27 protein-coding genes are annotated in these 26143 nt (G+C 65.5%); 11 read left to right on the top strand and 16 right to left on the bottom strand.

Going from position 1 to position 26143, the window contains the following annotated elements:
• Position 1: 1 nt before the first annotated feature.
• Genes LZ518_RS10975 through LZ518_RS10965 form a run of 3 tightly spaced genes read right to left on the bottom strand, consistent with a single transcriptional unit; the run spans position 2 to position 3570 of the window.
• Complete coding sequence (locus LZ518_RS10975) at positions 2-1636, bottom strand: heparinase II/III family protein (RefSeq protein ID WP_249916027.1); 1635 nt, start codon at positions 1634-1636, stop codon at positions 2-4.
• A complete protein-coding gene (rpe, locus tag LZ518_RS10970) occupies positions 1633-2295 on the bottom strand; it encodes a ribulose-phosphate 3-epimerase (RefSeq protein WP_249916026.1) in 663 nt (220 codons plus the stop codon). Before rpe ends, LZ518_RS10975 begins: the two co-directional genes overlap by 4 nt.
• An 18-nt stretch (positions 2296-2313) precedes the next feature.
• The gene (locus LZ518_RS10965) at positions 2314-3570 is read right to left on the bottom strand and encodes an RsmB/NOP family class I SAM-dependent RNA methyltransferase (protein ID WP_249916025.1); all 1257 of its coding nucleotides are present in this window, start codon (positions 3568-3570) and stop codon (positions 2314-2316) included.
• A 29-nt stretch (positions 3571-3599) separates the two neighbouring features.
• Between LZ518_RS10965 and LZ518_RS10960 the strand changes: the two genes are divergently transcribed.
• Positions 3600-3764, top strand: a complete 165-nt coding sequence (locus LZ518_RS10960; protein WP_249916024.1) for a DUF1674 domain-containing protein — start codon at positions 3600-3602, stop codon at positions 3762-3764.
• A gap of 11 nt (positions 3765-3775) precedes the next feature.
• Here LZ518_RS10960 and LZ518_RS10955 read toward each other — a convergent pair whose 3' ends face one another.
• Positions 3776-4765: an NAD(P)H-dependent glycerol-3-phosphate dehydrogenase gene (locus LZ518_RS10955; RefSeq protein WP_249916023.1), complete on the bottom strand. Its 990-nt coding sequence runs from the start codon at positions 4763-4765 to the stop codon at positions 3776-3778.
• On the bottom strand, positions 4762-5793 hold the full coding sequence (gene tsaD / locus LZ518_RS10950; RefSeq protein ID WP_249916022.1) for a tRNA (adenosine(37)-N6)-threonylcarbamoyltransferase complex transferase subunit TsaD: 1032 nt from the start codon (positions 5791-5793) through the stop codon (positions 4762-4764). The genes LZ518_RS10955 and tsaD overlap by 4 nt, the downstream gene beginning before the upstream one ends.
• 50 nt (positions 5794-5843) lie before the next feature.
• Between tsaD and hemC the strand changes: the two genes are divergently transcribed.
• The 5 genes from hemC to LZ518_RS10925 all read left to right on the top strand — a co-directional run bounded on the left by hemC (position 5844) and on the right by LZ518_RS10925 (position 10055).
• Positions 5844-6767 (top strand): hydroxymethylbilane synthase, encoded by a 924-nt coding sequence (gene hemC / locus LZ518_RS10945; protein ID WP_249916021.1) that lies wholly within the window; start codon positions 5844-5846, stop codon positions 6765-6767.
• Positions 6764-7423 (top strand): uroporphyrinogen-III synthase, encoded by a 660-nt coding sequence (locus LZ518_RS10940; RefSeq protein ID WP_249916020.1) that lies wholly within the window; start codon positions 6764-6766, stop codon positions 7421-7423. The genes hemC and LZ518_RS10940 overlap by 4 nt, the downstream gene beginning before the upstream one ends.
• The gene (locus LZ518_RS10935) at positions 7420-8241 is read left to right on the top strand and encodes a hypothetical protein (protein ID WP_249916019.1); all 822 of its coding nucleotides are present in this window, start codon (positions 7420-7422) and stop codon (positions 8239-8241) included. Before LZ518_RS10940 ends, LZ518_RS10935 begins: the two co-directional genes overlap by 4 nt.
• Positions 8242-8350: 109 nt before the next feature.
• Positions 8351-9439 carry a serine hydrolase gene (locus LZ518_RS10930; protein WP_249916018.1) on the top strand — a complete coding sequence of 363 codons (1089 nt, stop codon included), beginning with the start codon at positions 8351-8353 and terminating at the stop codon, positions 9437-9439.
• Entirely contained in the window at positions 9417-10055 is a 639-nt protein-coding gene (locus LZ518_RS10925) for a prolyl hydroxylase family protein (protein WP_249916017.1), read from the top strand. Before LZ518_RS10930 ends, LZ518_RS10925 begins: the two co-directional genes overlap by 23 nt.
• On the opposite strand, the gene LZ518_RS10920 is transcribed toward LZ518_RS10925, so the two are convergent.
• From LZ518_RS10920 to LZ518_RS10910, 3 genes are all read right to left on the bottom strand, one after another.
• Entirely contained in the window at positions 10021-11658 is a 1638-nt protein-coding gene (locus tag LZ518_RS10920; RefSeq protein WP_249916016.1) for an FAD-dependent oxidoreductase, read from the bottom strand. The genes LZ518_RS10925 and LZ518_RS10920 overlap by 35 nt on opposite strands.
• 121 nt (positions 11659-11779) lie before the next feature.
• The gene (locus LZ518_RS10915; protein WP_249916015.1) at positions 11780-12673 is read right to left on the bottom strand and encodes an MBL fold metallo-hydrolase; all 894 of its coding nucleotides are present in this window, start codon (positions 12671-12673) and stop codon (positions 11780-11782) included.
• A gap of 9 nt (positions 12674-12682) precedes the next feature.
• Positions 12683-13108, bottom strand: coding sequence for a VOC family protein (locus LZ518_RS10910; RefSeq protein ID WP_249916014.1), 426 nt, complete (start codon positions 13106-13108; stop codon positions 12683-12685).
• A 144-nt stretch (positions 13109-13252) separates the two neighbouring features.
• Here LZ518_RS10910 and rpmI point away from each other — a divergent pair, with 144 nt between their 5' ends.
• A complete protein-coding gene (gene rpmI / locus LZ518_RS10905) occupies positions 13253-13456 on the top strand; it encodes a 50S ribosomal protein L35 (RefSeq protein WP_249916013.1) in 204 nt (67 codons plus the stop codon).
• Between the two features lie 14 nt (positions 13457-13470).
• Entirely contained in the window at positions 13471-13836 is a 366-nt protein-coding gene (gene rplT / locus LZ518_RS10900) for a 50S ribosomal protein L20 (RefSeq protein WP_249916012.1), read from the top strand.
• Positions 13837-13913: 77 nt separating this feature from the next.
• Here the strand turns inward: rplT and aceB are convergent, their stop codons facing one another.
• Genes aceB through aceA form a run of 3 tightly spaced genes read right to left on the bottom strand, consistent with a single transcriptional unit; the run spans position 13914 to position 16991 of the window.
• On the bottom strand, positions 13914-15482 hold the full coding sequence (gene aceB / locus LZ518_RS10895) for a malate synthase A (RefSeq protein WP_249916011.1): 1569 nt from the start codon (positions 15480-15482) through the stop codon (positions 13914-13916).
• Positions 15479-15673, bottom strand: a complete 195-nt coding sequence (locus LZ518_RS10890; RefSeq protein ID WP_249916010.1) for a DUF4170 domain-containing protein — start codon at positions 15671-15673, stop codon at positions 15479-15481. Before LZ518_RS10890 ends, aceB begins: the two co-directional genes overlap by 4 nt.
• 28 nt (positions 15674-15701) lie before the next feature.
• Positions 15702-16991, bottom strand: a complete 1290-nt coding sequence (aceA, locus tag LZ518_RS10885) for an isocitrate lyase (protein WP_249916009.1) — start codon at positions 16989-16991, stop codon at positions 15702-15704.
• A 135-nt stretch (positions 16992-17126) separates the two neighbouring features.
• Between aceA and LZ518_RS10880 the strand changes: the two genes are divergently transcribed.
• Complete coding sequence (locus LZ518_RS10880) at positions 17127-18530, top strand: helix-turn-helix domain-containing protein (protein WP_249916008.1); 1404 nt, start codon at positions 17127-17129, stop codon at positions 18528-18530.
• An 83-nt stretch (positions 18531-18613) separates the two neighbouring features.
• Here the strand turns inward: LZ518_RS10880 and LZ518_RS10875 are convergent, their stop codons facing one another.
• Complete coding sequence (locus LZ518_RS10875; protein ID WP_249916007.1) at positions 18614-19531, bottom strand: DUF5996 family protein; 918 nt, start codon at positions 19529-19531, stop codon at positions 18614-18616.
• Between the two features lie 70 nt (positions 19532-19601).
• On the opposite strand from LZ518_RS10875, the gene pheS reads away from it, so the two are divergent.
• Positions 19602-20678: a phenylalanine--tRNA ligase subunit alpha gene (gene pheS / locus LZ518_RS10870; RefSeq protein ID WP_249916006.1), complete on the top strand. Its 1077-nt coding sequence runs from the start codon at positions 19602-19604 to the stop codon at positions 20676-20678.
• Positions 20679-20778: 100 nt separating this feature from the next.
• On the top strand, positions 20779-23133 hold the full coding sequence (gene pheT / locus LZ518_RS10865) for a phenylalanine--tRNA ligase subunit beta (RefSeq protein ID WP_249916005.1): 2355 nt from the start codon (positions 20779-20781) through the stop codon (positions 23131-23133).
• Between the two features lie 134 nt (positions 23134-23267).
• On the opposite strand, the gene LZ518_RS10860 is transcribed toward pheT, so the two are convergent.
• The 4 genes from LZ518_RS10860 to ftsE are packed head-to-tail and all read right to left on the bottom strand — an operon-like array spanning position 23268 to position 26064.
• Positions 23268-23948 carry a lysophospholipid acyltransferase family protein gene (locus tag LZ518_RS10860; RefSeq protein ID WP_249916004.1) on the bottom strand — a complete coding sequence of 227 codons (681 nt, stop codon included), beginning with the start codon at positions 23946-23948 and terminating at the stop codon, positions 23268-23270.
• Between the two features lie 12 nt (positions 23949-23960).
• The gene (locus LZ518_RS10855) at positions 23961-24497 is read right to left on the bottom strand and encodes a YdcF family protein (RefSeq protein ID WP_249916003.1); all 537 of its coding nucleotides are present in this window, start codon (positions 24495-24497) and stop codon (positions 23961-23963) included.
• On the bottom strand, positions 24494-25360 hold the full coding sequence (locus tag LZ518_RS10850) for an FtsX-like permease family protein (RefSeq protein WP_249916002.1): 867 nt from the start codon (positions 25358-25360) through the stop codon (positions 24494-24496). Before LZ518_RS10850 ends, LZ518_RS10855 begins: the two co-directional genes overlap by 4 nt.
• Complete coding sequence (gene ftsE / locus LZ518_RS10845; RefSeq protein WP_249916001.1) at positions 25357-26064, bottom strand: cell division ATP-binding protein FtsE; 708 nt, start codon at positions 26062-26064, stop codon at positions 25357-25359. Before ftsE ends, LZ518_RS10850 begins: the two co-directional genes overlap by 4 nt.
• Between the last annotated feature and the right edge of the window lie 79 nt (positions 26065-26143).

The following is a 26143-nucleotide window of genomic DNA, read 5'->3' as shown; positions in this document are numbered from 1 at the left end:
ATTAGCTTGAGCGGCGGAACTGCCAGGCAATTTCGCCGCCAATAGCGGATACTTCGCCGACGACAACCAGTTGCAGCGTGGGCACCATCCGGCCGTAGCCGTCGATGAAGATGCTCTCCTCGACCTGCAGCATCGCGCCCCGGCAACGGAAGTTCCAGGGCGGGGCTCCCGACGAGCGGAGCAGCGCTCCCATGCCGTCGGCGGTAATGGTGGCTTCGACACCCGGCGCCAGGTGGAACCGAATTGCGAAAGGCGCTGATTCCTTGATCTTGCGGCGCCCCTTGGGCGTAAGCCGGTCTTCGCCGCGCACTTCCTTGCCGTCGTTGCCGAGGCTGAGGCGGCGCTGGTGAATCAGACTGAAGCCTTTGACATAGCCATCGTGACTGGCCTCGATTCGCGAGCAGTCATTGTCCTCGCTGCGATCGACGGTGACGTCGGCGACGCCCTTGCCAAGCGTGCCGTCGGGCAGAATCGCGGTCGAATTGCTATCGCCGATGGTCAGGGTCGAATGGGCAGCAGTCGAACGCAATGCCAGGACCAGGTCTTCGGAAAGGTCGGTCGGAACAGCCCCCGGGCCGCCGCAATTGACCACCAGCCGCTGAATGCCGTCACTGATTTCCAGGGCCAGCGTCGAGGCGCAGCCGGTCGCGGCCATGCGCTGCGATGGCGGCGGAGCCGCGTCAACGACAATGATCGTGCCGAGCGCAGACAGGCGCTGGTAGCCCCAGCCGCGCGCCTGGCGCAGCGGACGGGAACGCAGCCCGCAGCCTTCGATCAGTGCCGCCAGACGCGCCGGATTGCCGGGATTGCCGCCCTGCCAGCTGCTCAATGCGCCATCGCCCATGGTGACGCCATGAAGCGCGGCCAGCGCGGCCGAGGCCGCATTGTCGAGGGCGTCGGGCAGCCCCTGCTTGGCGGCGAAGTAAGCGGCGCGGACCAGCCCGAGGCGATCGACCAGCATCATCTGTTGTTCGGGGCTGCGGGTCATCAGTCCGCCATCCTCGAACTGGGCGGCGGCGAGCGCGCGCATCAGCCCGGACTCGGCATGCGACAGACGCTTTTGAGCACCTTGCAGGGTCAGCGCCGCGACCAACGCTCCGGCCCAGGCGGTGATGCGCGGCAAGCCGGGCTGGGCCTTGTCGGCATTGGCATCGAGATGGCGGGCGCCCCGGGCCAGCGTATTGAGCAGCGCCGAACGATAACCGGAATCGCGGCTGGAAAGTATGTAGGGGGCATAAGCGGTCCAGAAGAGGATCCGTTCGCCCCACAGGTCGGGCGCCCAGGCGTCGTCCGGCCGGCTGCCATGTGCGATCAGCCAGCGGCCAACGATCGCTTCGGCGAGGCGCGCACCCTTTTCCCTGCTGGCCGAAGCGCCCAGGTCGCGCAGCCACGAAAAGCCGTGCAACTCTCGCGCAAGGGGCCCGCGAGTTCCGACCCCGGCGAAATCGACATCGACCAGGGCCAGCTCGGCACTGCCCAGCCGCAGCCTTCCGGCGAGCAATGCGTCTCCCCGAGTGCGGTCGCCGAGCACATGGTCTCGCGGGACCGCGACCAGGCGCAGCGGCTGCTTGCCCGACCCGAACAGCCGCGAGACGAGCGATCCTTTGGCAAGCCGGCCGAGCTTGTCGTCGCTCATCCGTCTCCCCGGAGCGCCGCGATGTTGGCGGCATATTTGCCGGGTCCGCCACGGAAGGCGGCGGTGCCGGCAACCAGCACGGTCGCCCCGGCGTCGATCGCCTGCGGCGCGGTGACCGCGTCGATCCCGCCGTCGACTTCGATGTCGACCACCAGATTCTTCTTGGCGACCTGGTTGGCGATGGATTCAATCTTCCGTAGTTGCGAAGCGATGAACTTCTGCCCGCCGAAGCCGGGATTGACGCTCATCACCAGCACCAGATCGATTTCCTCAAGCAGATAATCGAGCATTTTGGCCGGGGTCGCCGGATTCAGGGACACTCCGGCCTTCTTGCCGAGCGACCTCACATGCTGGACGGTGCGGTGGACGTGCGGGCCGGCCTCCGGGTGGACGGTGATGATGTCGGCCCCGGCCTCGGCAAAGGCGTCGAGGAAATTATCGACCGGCGAAATCATCAGATGGACGTCGAACGGCTTGGCAGTGTGGGGACGAAGCGCCTTCACCACCCCGGGACCGATCGTCAGATTGGGGACGAAATGGCCGTCCATCACGTCGATATGGATCCAGTTTGCCCCGGCCTCGTCGATCGCATGGACTTCCTCGCCCAGCTTGGCGAAATCGGCGGATAGGATCGAAGGGGAGATGAGAGGACGGGCCATAGCGTCGATTAGACTTGATTATGCCCGGCGGACAAGGTGTGCGGTGAAGAAGCCGTCGAGCCCGCCCTGCGGTTCCAATATGCCGGGCAAGACGCGGAGCCAGCCCCGGAAATGTGGCGTCACGCCGTCGGCCAATTCAGGCGCAGGCTGGATTCGAAAATCAGTCCGGTCCGCAAGAAATTGCTCGATCCGCTCCTCGCCCTCCTGGGGCTCGAGGCTGCAGACGGCATAGACCAGGCTTCCACCGGGCCGAACCCAGTCGGCGGCTCGGGCGAGCAGGCGGCCCTGAAGCTCGGCACTTTGTTCGATAATCGCGGGCCGGGCGCGGTATAGCACTTCCGGATGGCGGCGAAATGTGCCGGTGGCCGAGCAGGGCGCGTCGAGCAGTACTGCGTCGAAGGGCACATCTGGCGTCCAGTCGAGCACGTCGGCAACGATGGTTTTTGCCTTGAATCCGGTGCGGGCGAGATTGTCGGAAAGTCGGGCCAGACGACTTTCCGAGCGGTCCAGAGCGGTCACATCGTGACCGGCAGCGGCCAATTGCATGGTCTTGCCGCCCGGCGCGGCGCAGGCGTCGAGAACGGTCCCGGCCGAGGCTGGAACCAGACGCGCGGGAAGCGAGGCAGCCAAATCCTGGACCCACCATTGGCCATTCTCGAAACCCGTAAGCCCCGTAATCGCGCCATGGTGATCGATTCGGCGATGGCGCGGGGCAAGCGAAATGCCTTCGGGGAAAGCGGCGCAGGCATCGTCAGAGGCAAAGCTGAGGTCGAGCGGCGGTCGGCGCGCGATCGCGTTGCGGGCGGCGAGCACGATCTCTCTGCCCCAGGCCGCACGCCACCGTTCCTCGACCGTTTCAGGAAGGCGTGGAGCATCGATCGACGGCAAGCCCTGGCGCAGCAAGGTACCGAGCACGCCATGGACCAGCCGCCGCGGGCCGCCGTCGACCAGCGGCAGCGCCGTCGCGACCAGTGCATGGTCCGGCGTGCCAAGCCCGATCTTTTGCGCAAGGGCCAACCGCAGCACGGTCCGCGCCTTGCTGTCGTCGGGCAGCCGCTGGCGGGTGGCGCCATCGATCAACGCGTCGAGATCGGGCAACCGGCGCAACGTCTCCCCGGCGATGGCGCTGGCTAGCGCTGCATCGGCCGGCGGCAGGCCTCGCGCCGCCTGGGCGGCATTGTCCATCGTCTGGCCGCGGCGGAGCACGGCATCGAGGATGCGGAGCGCCGCCTGGCGCGCTGCCACGCCTTCAATTGGAGTTTGGGGGGTTGGCACCGGCCCCTTTAGGCATCATTTGCTCAGACGTGAAACGGCCAAAGCATATCAAGGCGCCGGCTTACCTCAGCCCGTCACCGCCCGTGCCTGAACCGGGCCCGGCAAAACCCGAACCGCCTGCCGGAGAAAGCGAGAAGCTCGATCCGACGCGCTATGGCGATTGGGAAAAGAAGGGAATCGCGATCGACTTCTAAGTTCCGGAACCTCAGTCTTCCTCGTCGCCCGGTGGCCGGCTGAGCATCGATTCCAGCAGTTCCCCGATACCGATCCTGCCAGCCAGCAGAGTCGCCACGGCATCGACCAGGGGCATATCGATGCCGCGTTCCTTGGCGATGCGATCGAGGACCGGCGCGGTGTGCGCCCCTTCGGCGACGGTGCGGCGATCCTTCATCAAATCGGCCGGGTTCTTGCCCTCGCCAATGGCCTTGCCGAGCGAGAAATTGCGGCTGCTGGTCGAGGAACAGGTCAGCACCAGGTCACCGAGCCCCGACAGGCCGGCCAGCGTCTCGCGGCGCCCACCCATTGCCAGGCCGAAGCGGATCATTTCGGCGAATCCCCGCGCGATCAGCGCCGCGCGGGCGTTCTGTCCGAGGCCGCGCCCCTCCGCGATGCCGCAGGCGATGGCCAGCACATTCTTGACCGCGCCGCCGACCTCGGCCCCGGCGACATCGTCGGTGCAATAGGTGCGGAAGTGGGGAAGATTGATCCGTGACCGCAGCTCCTCGCCGAGCTCGCGATTCTCACAGGCCAGCGTCACTGCGGTCGGCAGCCTGGCGGCCACTTCATGGGCAAAGGTCGGGCCCGACAGCACCGCCACCGGCGAACTGGGGCAGACCTCTTGGGCCACGTCGTGGAGCAGCTTGCCGCTCGATTCCTCAATGCCTTTCGAGCAGAGGACCAGCGGCATGTTGGGACAAGGCGAGCGCTTGAGCACTGCCCGCATATGCTGCGCGGGAGTGACCACCAGCCACGCGTCGGCCTGGGCCAGGTCGGAAAAGCTGCTGGTCGCGCGGATCGACTTTTCGAGCTTCAGGCCCTTCAGATAGACCGGGTTTTCGTGGATCTTGTTGACCGCCGAAACGACATCTTCTTCCAGCGCCCACAGCAAGGTTTCACGCCCGCCGGTCGCCGCGACCTGCGCCAGCGCGGTTCCCCAGGCGCCGCCGCCAATCACCGCCAACTTTTCGATACTCATGCCTTAACCCCCGCGCCGCGAACCTTCTCACCCTCCGGATCGAGCGGCCAGCGGGCCCGCGCCGGAACGGCGAGATCGTCGATAAGACCGGCGGCAAACCGCTCTGCGCCGGCCCAGCCGATCATCGCCGCATTGTCGGTGCAGAGCCACCCCGGCGGAACCGAGAAGCGACGGCCATTGTCCAGGGCCAATTGCTCCAGCGCCGAGCGCACCGAGGCGTTGGCGGCCACGCCGCCGGCCACCACCAGGCTCGGAGCATCGCTCTTGTCCATGGCCCGCCTGGTGCGATCGACGAAGCAGTCGACCACGGCTTGCTGGAAGCTGGCGGCAATGTCTTCCGGCCGATACTGGTTGCTGGCGACCGCGCGCTGAACCGCCGCCTTCAATCCGGCGAAACTGAAGTGCGGCTCCTTGGTGCCGACCAGCGGGCGAGGCAGCGGAACGAGCGTTGGATCGCCGTCGCTGGCAAGCGCCTCGACCGCGGGACCACCGGGATAAGCGAGCCCAAGCAGCTTGGCCGACTTGTCGAAGGCCTCGCCGGCTGCATCGTCGATGGTCGTGGCAAGGCGGCGATAGTCGCCGACCCCGCGCACCTCCAGCAGCTGACAATGGCCGCCGCTGGCGAGCAACAGCAAATAAGGAAAATCGAGCCCTTTATCGACCAGGCGCGGGCTGAGCGCATGACCTTCGAGGTGATTGACGGCGATCAGCGGCTTGCCGACCGACAGGGCCAGCCCCTTGCCGACCAGCAAGCCGACCATCACCCCGCCGATCAGTCCTGGGCCGGCAGTGGCGGCAATCGCATCAACTTCGCCGATGGCGATATCCGCTTCGTGCAGCACTTGCCTGACCAGTCCCGGCAGAATTTCGACATGGGCCCGGGCGGCGATTTCCGGCACGACGCCGCCAAACGGACGATGCGCATCATTCTGCCCGACCACCGCCTGCGCCAGGATCTGCCGGTCGCTGCCGACCAGCGCCACCGCGCTGTCGTCACAGGAGGATTCGAGGGCGAGAATGAGGGGCATTACCTCTCAGCCTTTGCCTGAAAGCCCGGCTTTGCGCTAGCGCGGGGCCGATGACCCAGCGTCCCCTCACGATCGGCACCCGCGGCTCGCCACTTGCTCTGGCCCAGGCGCATATGGTCGCGGCCGCGCTGGAGAAGACGCATGGCTGGCCGGAAGGTAGCGTCGCGATCCTGCCGGTTCGCACCAGCGGCGACCGGATCCAGGACCGGGCGCTGGCGGAAGTCGGCGGAAAGGCCCTGTGGACCAAGGAGCTCGACCTTGCCCTGCTGGCCGGCGATACGGATTGCTCGGTCCACTCGATGAAGGATGTCGAGAGCGATCGGCCGGAAGCGCTGACCATCGCCGCGATGTTGAAGCGCGCCGACGTCCGCGATCGGCTGATCGGAGCTTCGTCGGTTACGGAATTGCCTTTCGAAGCGGTGGTCGGGACCAGTTCGCCGCGCCGCGCCGCCCAACTTCACCGGCTTCGGCCGGACCTGCGAACCGTCGTCATTCGCGGCAATGTCGACACTAGGCTCGGCAAGTGCGCTGCGGGAGAGGTAGATGCGACCTTGCTTGCGGCGGCGGGCCTGGACCGGCTGGGACGGCGGGAGGTTGGAACGGTGATCGAGATCGCGGAGATGCTGCCGGCGCCGGGACAGGGTGCGATCGGCATCGAATGCCGCACCGATGACGTCATGACTGCAGGCCTCTTGAGGGCAATCGACCATTTGTCGACCCATGAAGCGGTCCTGGCGGAGCGCGCCTTTTGCCATGCCCTTGGCGGCACCTGTCATTCGCCGGTAGCCGCCCTCGCCCAGGTGCGGGGGGAGGAGATCGAATTCACCTGCGAGATATTGAGCGAGAATGGCAGCGAACATGTCGGCGAGACTGCAACCTTTGCAGTCGGCGACCTGGACGCACCGGCTGAAATTGCCCGCGCGATGCTGGCCAAGGCCCCGCCGTCAATTCGCCGCCTGTTCGAAGTCGCATGAGACAAGTTCTGCTGTTGAGGCCCGAGCCCGGCCTTTCGGCTAGCGCGGAGCGGGCGCGGCGGATGGGACTGGAGGTCATTGCCTGCCCGTTGTTCCAGGTCGAGGCGCTTGCCTGGCAGGCACCTGATCCTGCGCGATACGACGCGCTGCTGCTAACCAGTGCCAACGCGATCCGGCATGGCGGTTCCGAACTGGACAAACTCAGGACGCTCCCGGTTCATGTCGTTGGACGTGCAACAGGGCAAGCTGCTCGCGACGCCGGCTTCGAGATCGCGTCAACCGGCGGCAGCACGGTCGAGCAGCTGTTGGCGACGCTTCCAAAGGAGCTTCGGCTGCTTCACCTCGCCGGAGAAGATTATCGCGACAATGCCCGACAACGGATGGACCGATGCATCGTTTACCGGTCGGCCGCGATCCAGGAGCCGGCTTTGCCCGCGATCGAAGGGTTGGTTGTTGCCGTGCATAGCGCCCGCGCCGGGCTCCGGCTGGCCGAGCTGGCCGACCGCCGCGACGCAACCGCGATCGCAGCGATCAGCGACTCCGCGGCCGAGGCCGTGGGCGCCGGATGGGAGCGGATCGAGGTTGCGGAGCGCCCCAACGATTCAAGCCTGCTGGCCCTTGCCGCGATGCTGTGTCACACATCACGGCCAACATGACCGCGAACCCGTCCCGACAAGGTCTATCATGGTCTGCCCGGCTTGCCTGGGTGCTGTTGCTGTTGCTGGTTGGGGCGGCGGTGGCGACATGGGGCCTGTCGCGATGGGAAGCGGGCGCACGCTTTTTCGGAATCACGCAAGGTCAGCCGATTGCGGCCGTTCGCCAAAGCCTGCCGCCGGCCCCGGTCCCGCAGCCGGCAACCGCAAGCCTGGCTGCCGCCGACGCGTCACGCATCGCAGTGCTGGAAGCGCGGCTTGGCGCGATCGAGAGCCAGGCGCAGGCCGCCGCCGGATCAGCCGGCCGCGCCGACGCCATGCTGGTCGCCTTCGCCGCCCGCCGGGCGATCGATCGCGGGGTCGCGCTCGGTTATCTCGAGCCGCTGCTGGTCCAGCGTTTCGGCCGCGGGCATCAGGGCGCGGTGGCAACCATCGTCACCGCATCGCGCGATCCTGTCCGCCTCGACAGCCTGGTTGCGGATTATGAGGCACTGGGCCCGACGCTTCGTGGCGGCGGGCCTGAAGAGGGCTGGTGGGCCGGTTTCAGGCGCGAACTGGGAACGGTAGTTTCGATTCATCGGGCAGACACGCCCTCGCCGCAGCCTCAGGCGCGGTTCGACCGGGCGCGGGCGCGACTCGAATCCGGCGAGGTCGACCAGGCATTGGCCGAAACGATGCGAATGCCTGGCGCGGCCAATGCCGAACAGTGGATCGTCCGCGCGCGGCGCTATATCGCCGCCCACCGCGCACTCGACGAAATCGAATCCGCGGCACTGCTCGGCGATACGGCGGACCCAATTCCGGCAACTCAGGCCCGATAATAGCTTGGCATATCGGTCCCGATTTGCGAGTCTGCCAATGCAAGCTTCGGTTCAGCAGCGCTGACCTAAACTGCTGGAAAATTGCAAGACTTTGGGGGCCGGCGACGCCATGACGTCAATTACGCACAGGTTGCTGTTGGGTTTTGGACTAACGACGGCGGCTAGCCTGGCCGTTGGCCAACCGGCCGGGCGCGATCCGTTGGCGCCGCTTCCGCAGGGCGCCGTCCAGGCCCAGCCTTCGCCTGGCCTGCCGCCGAGATTTGCTTCGGCCAATCTGCAAGGCCGCCTCAACGGCCTTGGCCGCGGATTCAATGGTACTGCCGGTATCTCCGTCGTCTCGCTGTCGGATGGCTGGCAGGCTGATTACAACGCAACCACTTTGTTCCCGCAGCAGAGCTGCTCCAAGCTGTGGGTCGCGATCACGGCGATGGATGCGGTCGATCGGGGACGGATCAGCCTCAATGATCGGGTTACGCTCGGGCGCGACGATTTGACGCTGTTTCACCAGCCGATCAGCTCGAAGATATTGGGCAACGGCGGCCATACGACGACGCTTGGGGCATTGCTGTTCACTGCCATCACGGAAAGCGACAATACCGCCAACGACAAGCTGATGCGCTCAATCGGCGGGCCACAGGCAGTGCGTGACATGATCGCGGCCAAAAACCTCGGGTCGATCCGCTTCTACGAAGGCGAGCGCGCGCTCCAGTCGAAGATTGCCGGCCTGATCTGGAGCCAGAGCTACTCGATCGGCGACGCCTTCTACAAAGCCCGCGGCGCCTTGCCGGCATCGGTGCGCAAGGCATCGTTCGAACGCTATATCGCCGACCCTTATGATGGCGCGGCGCCCCATTCGGTCGCTCTGGCGCTCGCTCGCCTGAAGAAGGGCGAGCTTCTGTCGGCGGCGTCCACACAGCGGCTACTAGCGACGATGGGTTCGACCAAGACCGGCGCGCTGCGGGTACGCGCCGCGCTCAAGCCCGGCTGGAAATGGAGCCACAAGACCGGTACCGGTCAGAATTTCCAGGGCCGGGTTGGCGGGATCAACGACATCGGCATCCTGACCGCACCCGACGGCGCCAATTATGCAATGTCGATCATGACGGTACCCAACAAGACCGACGGCGCCTCGCAGGATTTGATGCAGGCGGTGACCCGGGCAGTGATCGCCGATCATGAAGCGCGACGTGGGTTCTGATACGACAGCAGAACGACTGAGGCTTCATCCAGGCATCCAACGGGTGCCAAGCCCCAAACTTGACCTGTTCGTTCTGCGCGATTTCCTCGATGGGCCGGAATGTGCCGCCTTGCGTGCATTGATAGATGCCAATCGCCGGCCTTCGACACTGGCCGATGACCAGGGCATCGCCCGGTTCAGGACCAGCGAAACCTGCGACCTGGATCCTGGCCAGCAATTGGTGGCCAATATCCGGCAGCGCCTGTCAGGCCTAACCGGAATCGCGGTGTCGCACGCCGAACCATTGCAGGGGCAACGCTATTCGGTGGGCCAGGAATTCAAACCGCATACCGATACGTTCAACCCGGATGGCGCCGACTATTTCCTGCACTGCGCCGAGGCTGGCCAGCGCAATTGGACCGCGATGATCTATCTCAACGAACCCGGAGAAGGTGGCGCGACGCGGTTCAAGGCGATCGGCAAGACCATCCAGCCGGAAGCGGGCAAACTCATCATGTGGAGCAACCTGCTTGCTGATGGATCGCCCAACATGGCGACCTTGCATCAGGGCATGAAGGTGCGCCGCGGCACCAAATATGTGCTCACCCAGTGGTACCGTCAGAACCCGTACGGCTGAGCTTCGGAACAGCCGCGGACTGAAGCTCCTCGGCAATGCGGTCGGCCGTACGAAGCGCCAGTGCGAGGATCATTAGGGTCGGGTTGGCCCAGCCGGCGGTGGGGAACAGCGAGCTGCCGGCAATGTGCAAGTTGGGCAGGCCATGAACCCGTCCCCACCCGTCCGTCACGCCGCGGCGGGGATCGGTCGCCATGCGCGTGGTTCCCATGTGGTGGAAGCCGCCGATCGGATGGGCGCTCACCAGCTCATCGCTCGTCCAGCGCTTTTCTCCATCCTTCAGCCACGCGGCAGGTTCGACCACGCCCAGGTCCAGCCGCCTGGATTCCCGGCCGACTGCATCGACCAGGCCGACCACGCTGTCGACATCGAGCGAAGACAGTCGCCAATCAAGGGCGACGCGAGGCATTCCAACCGCGTCCTTCTGATCGCTCAGCCTGACGCGGCTGTCGGGATTTGGCGCTTGCTCCGCGCGGACGACCAGGGCCAGGTCGAGACGGTTGATCCGCTTCATGAGCCAGGGATGAAATGGCCCCGTGAGGCCGGTGTAGCCCCGCACAAGATGCTTGGTCATTTTCCACAGTGAGCGGCCCTGCCGGGTCGGCGCAGTGCGATGTTTGACGTGCAGATAGGCGCGCTTGGCAATGGGATGCGATCCGCCTTCCGGCTGCCGCACCGCAATGGTCAGGGCGGTGTTGAGCAGGCCTTCGCGCCGCTGCAATGCTTCGGCCGGGGTCAGCGCTGGCGACACCTCGACCCCGTTGACCTTCCGCTTGGCGAACGAGGCGAGCCAGCGCCAGTCGGCGGTGCCGACGATCCGGCCGCCCCGGGCATGCGGATGTTCCATGAAATAGCGGCCGACGAGGTCGTAGCTGTTGCCGACCCCGGCCGGGGCGATGGAATTGGAGGCCAGCAGGATGCGGGGATTTTCAATGCCGCCGGCTGCCAGCAAATAGTGGCGGGCTCTGATGTCGATCGACCGTCCGCTCGGCGTGCGAATATCCAGCCGTTCAACCGATCCGGCATCCGCCTCAAGCACGATCTCGCGGACCGTCGCGTGGAGCAGGAGGGTGCAGCGCGGGTCGTCCTGAAGGTCTTCCGCCCGATCGATGGTGAAGCGGTCGAAAGCAGGGTCGAAGCACCACCAACGGACCGCCAATTCCTCGCTCGACAGGCGCTGCAGCAGCGGCGGTCGGGGAAGGCGCCCGGTATCGACCCCATCGACCCCCAGGAGTGCGCGCGCCTCGGCAAGATAATCGTGGATCTCGGCAGGACCAAACGGCCAGCCGCTGTGCGGCACCCAGTCGCGCCGCTCGAAATCGATCGCGTCATATTCGGCAACTCGGCCGCCCCAGATCGCCGTGGTCCCGCCGAAAAAGCGCAACCGGCTATGTTCGAGCGGATGATATTCATGGCCGACGATTTCGCCGCGGTTGAAGTCGGCGGTGGTATCGTGATGGTCGAGCCCGCCGCTTTCGATCAGCACGACACTGCAGCCGCGCGCCAGCAGGCGCCGGGCCGCGGACTGGCCAGCCGCGCCTGATCCGACGATCGCGACGTCGGCGGTTACGGCTTCAGGGGCCTCCCAGGCACAATCGATCCGCATTCACCCCCATTTTCCGCCATAGCTCGCGGTTAACGCACGCTACATACATAAGAACCCGATTGTTAGGGTTCCATTGCGCGAAGGTGGCCAAAATGCAGCAAGCGTGCCGTCGAGGTCACAGCTAATCGATGTCGGACGCGGCGACTCCATCGCGGAGTTTCACGGGGATCCTCAAGTAGCGAACCCCGCTGGCCTCGGCCGGCGGAAAGCGGCCAGCGCGCATGTTGACCTGGATCGAAGGGATCAGCAGCCGCGGCGTCTGCAGGCCTTTGTCGCGCTCCTGCCGCATGGCGACAAACTCGTCCTCGCTGACGCCGTCATGGACGTGCTTGTTGGTGCGGCGCTCCTCGGCGACGGTGGTTTCCCAGGCGAACCGGTCACGGCCCGGCGCCTTGTAGTCGTGGCACATGAACAGCCGGGTTTCGGGCGGGAGCGCCAACAGCCTGCGGATCGAGCGATAGAGCTGGCGCGCACAGCCGCCGGGAAAATCGGTCCGGGCAGTGCCAAAGTCGGGCATGAACAATGTGTCGCCGACGAACACCGCATCGCCAATCCTGTAGCTCACGCAGGCAGGCGTGTGGCCCGGCGTATGGATCACTTCGACACAAAGGCCGCCGACCTCGAGCAGGTCGCCGTCCGCGAACAGCCGGTCGAAGTCGCCGCCGCCCGCCTTGACATCCTCCGCGCCAAAGATCGGCCGGAAGATGTTCTGAACGTCGCGAACATGTTCCCCGATCGCGATCTTCGCACCGGTCCGCGCCTTGATCAGCGGCGCGCCCGACAGATGATCGGCATGGATATGGGTTTCGAGCACCCATTCGATGGTGACGCCCAGATCCTCAGCGGCCTTGAGCAGTTCGCCCACCGAATCATCGTCAACCGTGCCTCCGGCCGGATCGAAATCCAGCACCGGATCGATCGCCACTCCCCGCTTCGAAGTCGCGTCCCAGACGAGATAGGTGACCGTGTTGGTCGGCTCATCGAAGAAGGCCCGGATTTGCGGTTCGACCCCCATTACGCGACCCTACTCGCTGGCCGGAGCGCTAGGCGCGCCAATCGACCAGATGTGACCGAACGGGTCCTTTAGCTGGCCGTAACGATCTCCCCAGAACTGGTCGGCCATTTCGAGGACGACCGTGCCGCCGGCGCGCAGCGCGCGGTTCCACCAGCCGTCGGCATCGTCGACCTGGAGGTGAAGCAGCACCCCGACCGGCGGGCCGAGATCGGCGCCGCCGTGATGTTCGGCGAAATGGTCGTGGAGCATCAGCGAGGCGCCGTTGACCTTCAAATGAGCATGCATCAGCCGGCCGTCGTCGGCCGGGTGGCGCATCAGCTCCTCGGCGCCGAACGCCGCCTTGTAGAAATCGATCGCCTCGGCGGCCCGGCCCCCGCCGATCGCGAGGTGCGGCGTCAGGCCGACATCGGGTTCCTGGAGCTCCATATCGTTCATTCGACTCACTCCTTGCCTTCACCGCCCACTACTCTTATAGGCGCCCGTCTTTCCAGATCATTGGAAGAACGAACGGCCCGGCCAGTTAGGGCTGCCGTGGCAGTTCGATAACGTCGCGTCCATGGACGCAACAAGGAGACGAAAATGCCCAAGCTCAAGACCAAGAGCGGCGTCAAGAAACGCTTCAAGCTCACGGCCACCGGCAAGCTGAAGCACGGCGTAGCCGGCAAGCGCCACCGGCTGATCAGCCATAACGCCAAGTACATCCGCCAGAACCGCGGCACCGAAGTCCTGTCCGAAGCCGATACGGCCCGGGTCAAGGCTTGGGCGCCCTACGGCCTGAAGTAAGGAGGTACTGAACAATGGCACGCGTCAAACGGGGTGTAACCACCCGCAGCAAGCACAAGCGGATTTTGGACAATGCGAAGGGCTATTACGGCCGCCGCAAGAACACCATCCGCATCGCCCGCCAGGCCGTCGAAAAGGCCGGGCAGTACGCCTATCGCGACCGCAAGGTGAAGAAGCGGAGCTTCCGCGCCCTGTGGATCCAGCGCATCAACGCGGCGGTTCGCGCCGAGGGCCTCACCTATGGCCAGTTCATCCACGCGCTGAAGCTCGCCAATATCGACCTCGACCGGAAGGTCCTGGCCGACATTGCGATGCATGAAGCCGAAGCGTTCAGCGCGATCATCGCACAGGCCAAGGCAGCACTGCCCAAAGCAGCGTAAACCCTGTCCTCGCGAAAGCGGGGATTAGCCGAACGATATAAGTAAGGGCGTCGGGACTTCGGTTCCGGCGCCCCTTTCTATTGCAGCAACCTGTAAGCCGGCAGCGTCAGAAACTCCTCGAACTCTTGCGTCGTGACGAGATCGTGCAGCAGGCGGGCGGCGGGCTTGAGGTTGGGGAGGTCGCCAAGCGCCGCCAGCTCCTCGGCCAACCACTCGTCGAACAAGTCGAGACTGAAACGCCTGCCATCGTCGAACGCCGCTTCGAACCGCAGCCATTGCCATAGCTGGGCGCGGCAGATCTCCGCCGTCGCGGCATCCTCCATCAGATTGTAGAGCGGAACCGCCCCACGCCCGCCGATCCAGGCAGCGATATATTGGACGGCGACGCGGATATTCTCGCGGGCACCAGCTTCGGTGCGGACGCCCGAGTGAAGCTCGAGCATTTCATCGCGGCCGGGAATGCGGTCGGGGATCCTTGAAAGCTGGTTGGGTCCGGGCATCGCGGCGAACGCCTCCATCGCGACCGGAACCAGCGCCGGATGGGCGACCCAGGTGCCGTCATGGCCGTTGGTCACTTCGCGCAGCTTGTCGGCGCGGACCTTGGCCAGCGCGGCCGCATTCGCCGCATCGTCGCCCTTGACCGGAATAAAGGCCGACATGCCGCCCATGGCGTAGGCGCCGCGGCGATGGCAGGTGGCGACAAGGCGCAGCGAGTAAGCAGCAAGGAATGCCTTATCCATCGTCATCGCCGAACGGTCGGGCGTCAGCCTGTCGGGCGATCGGCCGAGGCGCTTGATATAGGAGAAGATATAGTCCCAGCGGCCGCAGTTGAGGCCGACGATATTGGCACGCAGCGCATGAAGGATCTCGTCCATCTCGAACGCGGCGGGCAAGGTCTCAATGAGGACCGTGACCTTGATCGTTCCGCGCGGCAGGCCCAGCCGCTGTTCGGCATAGACGAAGATATCGTCCCACAGTGCGGCCTCGTGCCGGCTCTCCAGTTTGGGCAGGTAGAAATAGGGGCCCGAACCGGCGTCGAGCGATGCCCGAGCGCAGTGCCAAAGGTAGAGGCCGAAATCGAGGAGAGCGCCGGCGACAGGCTCGCCATCGACGGTCACGTGGCGTTCGGTGAGATGCCAGCCGCGCGGGCGAACGAGCAGGACGGCGGGATCGGCGCCCAGCGCATAATGTTTGCCGCTGTCGGGATCGGTATAGTCGAGCCTGCCCAGCCAGCGATTGCGGAGGTTGACCTGACCCTGGATGAGTTCGTCCCAGACGGGCGACGTTGCGTCCTCGAAATCGGCCATGAACATTTTCGCGCCCGAATTGAGCGCGTTGATCACCATCTTGGCATTGGTCGGCCCGGTGATCTCAACCCGGCGATCGGTAAGGTCGGCCGGAATTGGCCCCACCCTCCAGTCGCTTTCCCGAATGTGGCGGGTCTCCTCGGGGAAATCGGGCAGCTCGCCCGCGTCGAACCGCATCTGCCGTTCGATCCGCGCCGCCAACAGCCCCCGCCGCCGGGCATCGAAGTGCCGGTGAAGCTCGGCGACGAAGCCCAATGCTTCGTCGGTCAAAATGTCGGCGGCGCCATTAGCGGCAGATGGCACCGCCCGAACTACCTGCCGTTCGATCACTTCGGTCACACGCGCGCTTCCTGCGTGATCACATAGCGGGTTGTGGCGCCGAGCCGGTCACGGAAGCTGAGCCGCGTCCATTCGGTGCGGGCTCGATTGAGGTCGGGGAAAGGACCGCTAATCTCTTCCGTGCCCGGCACGACCTCGTCGAAGCGGCAATTGCGATATTCGCCGCCAAGTACCCAGAAACGTAGTCCCATGGCTGTTCTCCCTGGTTAGCCGTTGGTGTCAGGCATGCGCGAACTGCGCGGCTTCGGTGGACTCATTGAGCGCAACGGTCGACGCCTGGCCGGCCGAAATGGCGGTGGCGATGGCGTCGAAATAGCCGGTGCCGACCTCGCGCTGGTGGCGGGTCGCGGTGTAGCCGAAAGCCTCGCTGTCGAACTCGGCCTGCTGCAGCTCCGAGTAAGCGGTCATGCCGCGGTCGCGATAGCCCGAAGCGAGTTCGAACATGCCATGGTTGAGGCTGTGGAAACCGGCCAAGGTCACGAACTGGAACTTGTAGCCCATCGCACCGAGCTCGCGCTGGAACCTGGCGATGGTCGCCTCGTCCAGCTTGGCCTTCCAGTTGAAGCTGGGCGAGCAATTATATGCGAGCAGCTTGCCCGGATGGACGCGGTGGACCGCTTCGGCAAAAATCCGCGCCTCCTCGAGATTGGGATGGCTGGTTTCCCACCACAGCAAATCGGCGTGGGCGGCAAAGGCCAGGCCGCGGGCGATGCAATGATCGAGTCCGCTGCCTTCCTTCAGGCGGAAGAAGCCTTCCGATGTCCGCTCGCCCGTTAGGAACTGCCGGTCGCGCTCGTCGACGTCGCTGGTGATAAGCCGGGCGCTCTCGGCATCGGTGCGGGCGACGAGGATGGTCGGAACACCGGAAACGTCCGCGGCCAGCCGCGCCGCGTCGAGGTTGCGGATTGCGGCTTGCGTCGGGATCAACACCTTGCCGCCCAGGTGGCCGCACTTCTTTTCCGAAGCCAGCTGGTCCTCGAAATGGACACCGGCAACGCCTGCCTCGATATAGCTTTTCATAATCTCGAAGCAGTTGAGCGGCCCGCCGAACCCGGCCTCGGCATCGGCGACGATCGGCGCGAACCAGTCGCGCGCGCCTGAACCATTTGGGCCGCTGCCCTCCATATGCTCGATCTGGTCGGCGCGCTGGAGGGTGCGGTTGATCTTTCGCGCCAGTTCCGGCCCCGTGTTCGCCGGATAGAGCGACTGGTCGGGATACATTGCGCCGGCGGTGTTGGCGTCCGCCGCCGCCTGCCAGCCGGAGAGGTAGATGGCCTCGAGGCCGGCGCGGACCATCTGCATCGCCTGGTTGCCGGTGACCGCGCCCAGTGCCCGGACCGGCTCATCGCGCTTCAGCAACTCCCACAGCCTCAAGGCACCGCGTCTGGCGAGGCTATGCTCAATCGGCACCGAGCCGCGCAGCCGGATCACGTCCTCGGCCGAATAGGGCCGCTCGATGCCGTCGAAGCGTCCGGCGGGGGCGATTACGACCTGGTCAAAACTTGTCATGGCACGGTCCTTCGGTGACGCGGTGGATTACCCTGCGGAATCCACCATGCGAGGCGGAAAGAAGCATCGGCAAAAAGCGTAGTCCTGTCATAGATTGACTTGTGATGATTGGGCGAAATTGACAGAAACTGCCGAATGTCCAGCAAGCTATTCCTCGGCCATCGCCTTCGCCGCCTCCGCCGCGACCACGAGCTGTCGCAAACCGACATGGCCCAGACTCTGGCGATCAGCCCCAGCTATCTCAACCATCTCGAGCGCAACCAGCGGCCGGTGACGGCAGCCCTGCTATTGAAACTGGCCGAGCTGTATGAGGTCGACGTCCGGACCTTTGCCGCCAACGGCGGAGCGCGGACTGGACCGGACGCGCTGGCCGAGATTTTCTCCGATGCGCTGCTCAGCGACCTCGGCGTTCCGCGTTACGAGCTGGCAGAGCTGGCCAACAATGCTCCGGCGATCGCCGATGCCATCGCCAGGCTCTACGGCGCGCTGAAGGAGGCCGCGCGCAATCCGGAGATCGCCAGCGCCGGCGATGCCCGAGCGCTGGTCACGCCGGAAAATTGGGTGCGCGACTATATCCAGCAGCACCGCAACTATTATCCGGCGCTGGAGGAAGCGGCCGAGACGCTGGGCGGGGCACTGAGCGATCCCCTGTCGATGGCCGAGCCGATGCGGCGACGCTTGAAAGAAGCCTGGGGGATTTCGGCCCGGGTCGTGCCGCAGGACGAGCTCGGCAACGTCAGCCAGCAATATGACCAGGACCGGCGGCTGTTCCTGATGTCGTCGCAGCTCAGGCCGGAGAACCGTACTTTCGCCCTGGCCTACCAGCTGGCGCTGGTCGAGTTTGCGGCGGTGCTCGAGCGACTGGTGGCCGAGGCCGCTCCGCCCGACGAGGGGGTTCGCCAGCTCCTGCACATGAGCCTCGCCAATTACGCCGCCGGCGCGATCATGATGCCCTATGGCCGCTTCCTCGCCAGCGCCGAGCAGTATCGCTTCTCGATCGACCGGCTGTGCGGTGAATATGGAGCAAATGTCGAACAGGTCGCGCACCGGCTGACGACGCTCAACCGGCCAGGTGCTCGGGGAGTCCCCTTCTTCATGCTGCGGGTCGACCCGGCCGGGAACATCAGCAAGCGCTATGCGGGCGAGAATTTCCCCTTCTCTCGGTTCGGCGGCACCTGCCCGCGCTGGAACCTCCACGCCGCGTTCCAGGCCAATGGCCAGGTCGTAACCCAGCTGATCGAGACTCCCGACGGCCAGCGTTTCTTCACGGTCGCAAGGACGATCGAGCGACCGATCAAGAGCGACCTGTCGGGCGGGCTGCTGGCGATCGGCCTCGGCTGCGACATCCGCCACGCCCACCGGCTGCACTGCGCCGAAGGCTATGACCTGGAAAGAGCGCCGGTTACTCCGGTCGGGCCGGCCTGCGCCATCTGTCCGCGGATCGACTGCGGATATCGCGCGACTCCGCCAGCCGGGCGGATGCTGGCGATCGACCGGACCCGGAAGACGATTTCGCCCTTCCCGTTCGTGGCGGGGTGAAACCACATCGGCATCGCGAGGAGCGGAGCGACGCGGCGATCCAGGGTTGGATTGCTTGGCTCCGCTCGCAATGACGGCAACGGCTATGGCGCAACAGGCTCCCGCTCCAAAGCTGCCCGGTCCCATTTGAGCAGGTCGGCGGCAACGTCATAGCTCGATTGCAGAAACGCCGTCAGCTCGCCCTCGGGATCCGGGGAGCGGCGTACCGCTTCATAGGGCAGGACATATTCGCCGAGGGTTTCGTCGAAGCTGGCGGATGAGGGCGCGACCCTGGCGGTGCGGAATCCCGCTGGCTCGGGATAGGCGTAACTGTAGAAGATCGGCTCGGCCGCCGTGACACCGCCCGGCCAGAAGCCGGCGCTCGATTCCTCATGGCTGTACGCTTCGCGGGTGATGCGGTCGGGAAGGCCCGGGATTCCGCCGGGATGCTGGGGTGCGGACCGGCCGGAGAAGCGAGTCACGGCGAGGTCGAAGCTGCCCCAGTATAAATGGACCGGACTTGCCTTGCCGAGAAAGCCGGCACGAAAGCGCCCGAACACCGGGACTATCCGTTCCAGCGCGAGGTGAAGCCGCTCGGCTGAATCGGGCCGGTATTCGCGTGGGCCGACATCCTCGGCGAATGGAACGGCGTCGGGCACCTCATTGGGACGCCCATGAAAATTGGACGGGAGGCCATGGGCCCGGAGCATTTCGACAAGGCAACGGTGAACCGCGGCGACGCTACCGAGATCGAGCGGCAGAAAATCGCGCTCGCCATCGCCGACGTGCAGCACGATCGCGTGGCGGCAGAGGTCGAGGGTCAGGCCGAAGTGCTGGCCGTTCGCCGCGATCGGTTCGATCGCCAGCCCTTCGGCGACCGGGTGAAGCGTCGCATGCCACCCATGATTGGCCCAGGGCGCATGAGCAACGCGCATCTTGCCGAGCATCTGGCTGGCAAGGTGCAGCAGCGCGAATGTCGGACCGTCATGTTGGGCATCCAAAGCCGGCCAGCCATTGTCCATGGCGCTTCTCCTTGCGCTTTCCCCCTAATCCCTGCTTAAGCGCGCCTTCGCAATTGCCCAAGGGAAGTTAATGTCCGTCGACCCGCTTGCAGCCCGCTTTGCGCAAGAGATCGCCGCCGCCGCCGACCTTGCCGCGCTGGACGCGGTGCGAGTGGCGGCGCTCGGCAAATCGGGCGAGGTTACCCAGCTGTTGAAATCGCTGGGCACGATGGATGCCGAGACGCGCACCGCCGAAGCGCCCCGGATCCATGGCTTACGCGAAGCGGTGAGCGAGGCAATCGCGGCGAAAAAGGCGGCGCTCGAAAATGCCGAGCTCGAACGGCGGCTGGCGACCGAGCGGCTCGACCTGTCGCTGCCGTCGATCGAAGCGCCGCGCGGCTCGATCCACCCGGTAAGCCAGGTGATGGACGAGCTGGCCGAGATTTTCGCCGACCTCGGATTTTCGGTCGCGGAAGGGCCGGAGATCGAGGACGACTGGCACAATTTCACCGCGCTCAACATTCCCGAGACGCATCCGGCGCGGGCGATGCAGGATACTTTCTACATGGACGAGAGGGGCGCGGACGGCGCCCCCAAGGTGCTGCGCACCCACACCTCGCCGGTACAGATCCGGACGATGCAATCGAGCCCGCCACCGATCCGGGTGATCGCGCCAGGCCGCGTCTATCGCAGCGACAGCGACGCGACCCACACGCCGATGTTCCATCAGATTGAGGGACTGGTGATCGATCGCAAGATCACGCTGGGCCATCTCAAATGGACGTTGGAGACCTTTCTCAAGGCCTTCTTCGAGCGCGACGACGTCGTGCTCCGGATGCGGCCGAGCTACTTCCCCTTTACCGAGCCGTCGGCCGAGGTCGATGTCGGCTGGTCGATGGAAAAGGGCCGCCGCGTGGTCGGCGGCAACGAGGGCTGGATGGAAGTGCTGGGCAGCGGCATGGTCCATCCCAAGGTCATCGCCAATTGCGGCCTCGACCCTGACGAATGGCAAGGCTTCGCCTTCGGCACCGGCGTCGACCGGCTGGCGATGCTCAAATATGGAATGGATGATTTGCGCGCCTTCTTCGACGGCGACCTTCGCTGGATGAAGCATTACGGCTTCCGCTTCCTCGACGTGCCGACGCTCAGCGGGGGAGTGGGCGCATGACGCACTTTAGGCCTAGCCGAACCCCGTTCGTGTCGAGCGAAGTCGAGACACGCTGGCACCCAAGTCCCTCGACTTCGCTCGGGACGAACGGAATTATTGTATGAAGTTCACCCTTTCGTGGCTGAAGGATCATCTCGACACGGGTGCCGACGCGGCGACGGTGGCGGAGACGCTGACGCGCATCGGGCTTGAAGTCGAAGGCGTCGACAATCCGGCGGAGGCGCTGAAGCCCTTCACGGTCGCGCGCGTGCTGACCGCCGAGCGTCACCCGCAGGCCGACAAGCTGCAGGTGCTGACGGTTGACACCGGCGACGGCGGCCAGCCGTTGCAGGTCGTGTGTGGCGCGCCCAATGCCCGCGCCGGCCTGGTCGGCGTGTTCGGCGGTCCGGGCACCTATGTCCCGGGCAGCGATTTCACACTGAAGAAGGCGGCGATCCGCGGGGTCGAGAGCAACGGCATGATGTGCTCGGCGCGCGAGCTGCAACTGGGCGAGGATCATGACGGGATCATCGAGCTTCCAGCCGATGCGCCGGTCGGGACCAGCTTCGCCGATTATGCCGGGCTGGACGATGCGGTGTTCGACGTCGCCATCACGCCCAACCGGCAGGATTGCATGGGCGTGCGCGGAATCGCCCGCGACCTCGCCGCGGCCGGCCTCGGCAAGCTGAAGCCGCTCGACGTGCCGTCGATCGAGGGCAGCTTCGACAATCCGGTCGAGATCAGGGTCGAGGACAGCGAAGGCTGCCCCGCATTCTTCGGCCGGACCATTCGCGGCCTCACCAATGGCGCTTCGCCCGAGTGGATGCAGCGGCGGCTGAAGGCTGCCGGACAGCGGCCGATCTCGGCGCTGGTCGACATCACCAACTATGTGATGCTCGACCTTGGCCGGCCGGCCCATGCCTATGACCTCAATGAGCTGAAGGGCGCCGTATCGGCCCGCCGCGCCGCGGACGGCGAGAAAGTGCTGGCGCTCAACGAGAAGGAATATGTGCTCGACGGCACGATGACGGTAATCGCCGACGAGGCCCAGGTCCACGATATCGGCGGGATCATGGGCGGCGAACATTCGGGGGTTAGCGCAGTCACCACCGGGACCTTGCTCGAAATCGCCTATTTCACGCCCGACAATATCGCCCGCACCGGGCAGAAGCTGCAGCTGACAAGCGACGCTCGCAGCCGGTTCGAACGGGGCGTCGACCCGGCCTTTCTCGATGACGGGCTGGCAATCCTGACCGGCCATGTGCTCGAGATTTGCGGCGGCGAGGCAAGCCGGGTGACCCGCGCCGGCCAGCCGCCGCTTGAGGAACGGAGCGTCAGGTTCGATCCCGACCGCACCCGCGATCTCGGCGGAATGGACGTTCCCGTCGACGAGCAGAAAGCGATTCTCGAGCGGCTCGGATTCCGGATCGAGGGCGACCAGGCGTTCGTCCCCAGCTGGCGCCGAGATGTCATCGGTACCGCCGACCTGGTCGAGGAAGTGACCCGAATCGTCGGTTACGACCGGATCCCGTCGGCGCCATTGCCGCGCGCGGAAGGCGTTGCTCGTGCCACCGCTACCCGATCCCAGATGGTCGAGCGCAAGGTGCGGCGCGCGGCGGCGGCGCGCGGCCTCGATGAAGCGATAAACTGGAGCTTCATTGGCAAGGATGATGCGGATTTGTTCGGCGGTGCCAGCCATGTGGTGGCCAATCCGATCAGCGAAGACATGAAATATATGCGGCCGTCGATGATCCCCGGGCTGGCCGCGGCGGCGCGGCGCAACGCCGATCGCGGCGCGTCCTCTATCCGCCTGTTCGAAGTCGGGCGCCGCTACATGGCCGATGCCGAGCGGCCGACGGTCGGCATCATGCTGGCGGGCGACAAGGCTCCGCGAAGCTGGCTTGTCGCCAAGGGCGCCGATTTCGACGCGTTCGACGCCAAGGCCGAAGTGCTGGCGCTGCTCGATGCCGCCGGGGCGCCGGTCGGCAATCTGCAGCTCGGCATGGGCGCGGGCGACACCTGGCATCCTGGCCGGTCGGCGACCTTGAGCCTGGGCAAGAATGTCCTGGCGGCGTTCGGCGAGCTTCATCCGCGGATCGAACGGGCGCTCGAAGTGCCGGCGGGAACGGTCGCGGCGGAAATCTACCTTGACGCCATCCCGGCCGCGCGCAGCAGCGAGCGAGCGCGCGTCGCCTTTGCGCCGCCGGCGCTGCAAGCGATCAGCCGCGACTTCGCCTTCATCGTTCCGGCCGGTCTGGCCGCGGACTCGTTGGTCCGGGCGATTCGCGGCGCCGACAAGGCGCTGATCACCGACGCCCGCCTGTTCGACCGGTTCGAAGGAACGAGCGGCCTGAGCCTGGCGGTCGAGGTGACGCTGCAACCGGTCGACAAAAGCTTCACCGATGCGGAGATCGGCGAGGTGTCGAAGAAGGTCATTGCCGCAGCCGAGAAGCTCGGGGCGAGGTTGCGGAGTTAGGCCGTCACCCCGGACTTGATCCCGGGTCTGCCTTGATTCTGGCGCCGTCTGAAGAACAGGCGGATCCATGCCCGGACCGGTACTGTCCCCCAGACAGTGCCGCATGCCGGACATCAAGCCCGGGATGACAAAGGTCAGTTGAGCGCGTTGATTGCCTGATGAACTCGGGCTTCGACGTCATCGCGCTTGAGGCCCGGCGGGATCGTCTCGCCCACTTTGAAGTGGATGGTGCCTGGCTGCTTGACGAGGCCGCGCGGCCATAGCTTCCCGCTGTCATGCGCCACCGGCACGACCGGCAGGCCGAGCGCTCGATAAAGGCCCGCAAACCCGGGGCGAAGCGGCGGCGATTCGCCGACCGGTACCCGCGTTCCTTCGGGAAAAATTACCACCGGCCGGCCTTCCGAAACCGCCTCCTTGCCTTTGGCCATCATCTCCCTGAGCGCCTGCGCCCCGGCTTCGCGATGGACCCCGATCGATCCGTAACGAAGTGTCACCCAGCCGAACAAGGGCATGGTGGTCAGCTCCCGCTTCATCACCACTACCGGGGTCCGGGCAAAGCGCAGCGCCTCGACCGTTTCGACCATCGCCTGATGCTTGACCGCGATAAGGAAGGGGCCTCCGGGAATCTCTCCGTCCCATTCGAACCGGATGCCGAGGACATGGCGAACCAGCCAGTGGTGAAAGTCGGACCAGCCGTGGACCACCTTCCTGACCGGAGGGGTCCCGAACGGCGAGACCAGGATAACCGTCAGCACATAGATCAAGGTGCCGGGGTAAAAGAGCAGGAAGAATAGCAGCGAGCGAATGGCAGACATGTGGGTCCAGACCTAGATATCGAGCCAGACGCTCAGGCGGCGCAGCACATATTTATTATACTCGGCGAACAAGGTGCCGAAGTTGGGCTCGGTCCGGACCGCGTCGGGAATGATCTTCACGTTGCGGTCGATCTGCCGGTTGAACTCATAGCGGGCCCGCCGCATGTGCCAGTCGCTGGTGACCAGGCGGATGCTCTTGTAATGATGCCGCTCGATCCAGCGCTTGGCTTCCTCCGCATTGGAACGGGTGTCGACCGATTCCGACCCGAGGTCGACACAGCAGTCGAACAGCTTTCCCGGTGCATGCAGCCGGGCGACCAGATCGACCTTCCTGACCGAGGGATCGGCACCGGCAATGAGTAGCCGCCTGCCCTTGCCTTCCGCCAGTAGCTTCGCGCCATGTTCGATCCGGCCCTTGCCGCCGGTGATGGCGACGATCGCGTCGACATTGGGCGAATCGGCCGGTGCCGGATCGCCCAGCGTCACGGCGAAAAGCGCGAACCCGAGGACGTAAAGAATAGCGAGGAATGCAAGGGCGCGGGCGATCATAGACGCTCGCGCAATGCCCTGAGCAAGGCCGACCTGGCAACTAGGGTTGCCAGCAGGGCAATGGCGATCGGCAAGGTCACCAGCCAAAGGGCATCCTGCCAGCTCAGCGGGGACGCGCCCGCAAGCATGGTTGCCTGGCCCGCGCCGCCAATGATTGCGGCGACGCTCAGGCCGGCCACCGCCCCGCCGATGATTCCGCCAAGCAAGGCGTCGATCCCGATCTGCCGCACGAACAGCCGCGCCACCTGGTCATCGGTAGCGCCGATCCCGTGCATCACCTCGATCGTTCCGCGATGCGTGTCGAGCGCGCCTCTCGCCGCCAGCACGACCGCGGCCGCGCTTGCCAGAGCGATCATCAGCACCAGCCCTAGCGCCAGCAAAGTCAGCCCGCGCAGTGCCTTGAGCAAGGGCGCGAGACTGGCCTGGTGGGCAATCAAGCGCGCCGATGGCACCGCTTTCTGGACTGCCCTTGCAACGGCCGCGGGTTTCGCTCCAGGTTTAAGATCGACGTCGATGATCGCCGGGAGCGGCAGGTCCGCCTCTTTCGACGCCGGCCCGAGCCAACGCTCGAGCGTTCGGCGAAGGTCGGCCGGATCGACTTGCTGGACACGGGAAACGCCTGGACTGGCCCGGGCAGCGGCGATCGCCGCCGGGGCCCTGGCGGCGCCGTCGGAGATCTGAATCGAATAGCGATGTTCTACTCCGGCCCGGACGACCGATCCGGTGTTGGCCAGTGCAAGTCCCGCGGCGGCGACCACCACCATAACGAAGCTCATGATGGCGATCAGCAAGGGCACTGGGCCGCGAATGCCGCTCGACGGGATCAGCCGCTGTTCGGCGTCGGAGATGGTCAATTGGCTCATTGCGCGCGGCCCGGCGGATGCTTGAGCAGGCCGGTCGGATCGACCAACAAGCCATTCTCGAGGCGGATCAGCTGGGCGCCCGGAGTCGCCGCGATCAGGCCGACATCATGGGTGGCGACGATAACGGTGGTTCCAAGCCGGTTCATCGCGGTCAGCAGGTGAAGGATGCGTGTCGCCATCGCCGCATCGACGTTGCCGGTCGGCTCGTCGGCGATAATCAGTTCGGGGCGGGCAATGACCGCCCGGGCGATCGCGACCCGCTGCTGTTCGCCGCCCGAAAGCGTCGGGGGCCGGGCGCTGGCTCGGTCGGCCAGTCCGACCCAGGCCAGCATTTCTCGGACGGGGCCTTCGACCTCGGCGTCGCCGTGGCCGGCGATCCTCAGAGGCAGGGCGACATTGTCGAACGCTGACAGATGCCGGATCAGCCGGAAGTCCTGGAACACCACGCCGATCCGGCGGCGATAGCCGGGCAGGGAGTCGCGAGGCGCATGATCGAGCTGGTCGCCGAATAACGCCATCCGCCCACGCGTCGGTCGCTGGGCAAGGTAGAGCAGCTTCAGGAGAGAGGTCTTGCCGGCGCCGGACGGCCCGGTGAGAAAATAGAACCCGCCCTCGTTAAGTCGGAAATCGAGATCGCGCAGCACTTCCGCGCCCGTGCCGTAGCGCAATCCCACCCGGTCAAATTCGACGATCGTCCCCGGCAAGCGCCACTTCCTTTCCCCGCCGATGGTTTGGCACGGCGCGCCCCGCCTTGCAAAGCCACGAGCAATGCTGCTTAACTCG

Origin of the sequence: Sphingomonas brevis (assembly GCF_023516505.1) — a bacterium.
GTDB classification, from domain to species: Bacteria; Pseudomonadota; Alphaproteobacteria; order Sphingomonadales; family Sphingomonadaceae; genus Sphingomicrobium; species Sphingomicrobium breve.
This window is presented reverse-complemented; position numbering and strand designations above follow the sequence as displayed.

Excerpts from the sequence above, each read along its gene's own strand:
- pheT (WP_249916005.1), top strand. The coding sequence starts at position 20,779 with ATGAAGTTCACCCTTTCGTGGCTGAAGGATCATCTCGACACGGGTGCC.
- LZ518_RS10975 (WP_249916027.1), bottom strand. The coding sequence starts at position 1,636 with ATGAGCGACGACAAGCTCGGCCGGCTTGCCAAAGGATCGCTCGTCTCG.
- LZ518_RS10955 (WP_249916023.1), bottom strand. The coding sequence starts at position 4,765 with ATGAGTATCGAAAAGTTGGCGGTGATTGGCGGCGGCGCCTGGGGAACC.
- pheS (WP_249916006.1), top strand. The coding sequence starts at position 19,602 with ATGTCCGTCGACCCGCTTGCAGCCCGCTTTGCGCAAGAGATCGCCGCC.
- LZ518_RS10860 (WP_249916004.1), bottom strand. The coding sequence starts at position 23,948 with ATGTCTGCCATTCGCTCGCTGCTATTCTTCCTGCTCTTTTACCCCGGC.
- LZ518_RS10890 (WP_249916010.1), bottom strand. The coding sequence starts at position 15,673 with ATGGGACTACGTTTCTGGGTACTTGGCGGCGAATATCGCAATTGCCGC.
- rpe (WP_249916026.1), bottom strand. The coding sequence starts at position 2,295 with ATGGCCCGTCCTCTCATCTCCCCTTCGATCCTATCCGCCGATTTCGCC.
- LZ518_RS10935 (WP_249916019.1), top strand. The coding sequence starts at position 7,420 with ATGACCGCGAACCCGTCCCGACAAGGTCTATCATGGTCTGCCCGGCTT.
- LZ518_RS10940 (WP_249916020.1), top strand. The coding sequence starts at position 6,764 with ATGAGACAAGTTCTGCTGTTGAGGCCCGAGCCCGGCCTTTCGGCTAGC.
- hemC (WP_249916021.1), top strand. The coding sequence starts at position 5,844 with ATGACCCAGCGTCCCCTCACGATCGGCACCCGCGGCTCGCCACTTGCT.
- LZ518_RS10875 (WP_249916007.1), bottom strand. The coding sequence starts at position 19,531 with ATGGACAATGGCTGGCCGGCTTTGGATGCCCAACATGACGGTCCGACA.
- LZ518_RS10910 (WP_249916014.1), bottom strand. The coding sequence starts at position 13,108 with ATGAACGATATGGAGCTCCAGGAACCCGATGTCGGCCTGACGCCGCAC.
- LZ518_RS10925 (WP_249916017.1), top strand. The coding sequence starts at position 9,417 with ATGAAGCGCGACGTGGGTTCTGATACGACAGCAGAACGACTGAGGCTT.
- LZ518_RS10850 (WP_249916002.1), bottom strand. The coding sequence starts at position 25,360 with ATGAGCCAATTGACCATCTCCGACGCCGAACAGCGGCTGATCCCGTCG.
- aceA (WP_249916009.1), bottom strand. The coding sequence starts at position 16,991 with ATGACAAGTTTTGACCAGGTCGTAATCGCCCCCGCCGGACGCTTCGAC.
- LZ518_RS10920 (WP_249916016.1), bottom strand. The coding sequence starts at position 11,658 with ATGCGGATCGATTGTGCCTGGGAGGCCCCTGAAGCCGTAACCGCCGAC.
- LZ518_RS10930 (WP_249916018.1), top strand. The coding sequence starts at position 8,351 with ATGACGTCAATTACGCACAGGTTGCTGTTGGGTTTTGGACTAACGACG.
- tsaD (WP_249916022.1), bottom strand. The coding sequence starts at position 5,793 with ATGCCCCTCATTCTCGCCCTCGAATCCTCCTGTGACGACAGCGCGGTG.
- rpmI (WP_249916013.1), top strand. The coding sequence starts at position 13,253 with ATGCCCAAGCTCAAGACCAAGAGCGGCGTCAAGAAACGCTTCAAGCTC.
- LZ518_RS10880 (WP_249916008.1), top strand. The coding sequence starts at position 17,127 with ATGTCCAGCAAGCTATTCCTCGGCCATCGCCTTCGCCGCCTCCGCCGC.
- LZ518_RS10855 (WP_249916003.1), bottom strand. The coding sequence starts at position 24,497 with ATGATCGCCCGCGCCCTTGCATTCCTCGCTATTCTTTACGTCCTCGGG.
- rplT (WP_249916012.1), top strand. The coding sequence starts at position 13,471 with ATGGCACGCGTCAAACGGGGTGTAACCACCCGCAGCAAGCACAAGCGG.
- LZ518_RS10915 (WP_249916015.1), bottom strand. The coding sequence starts at position 12,673 with ATGGGGGTCGAACCGCAAATCCGGGCCTTCTTCGATGAGCCGACCAAC.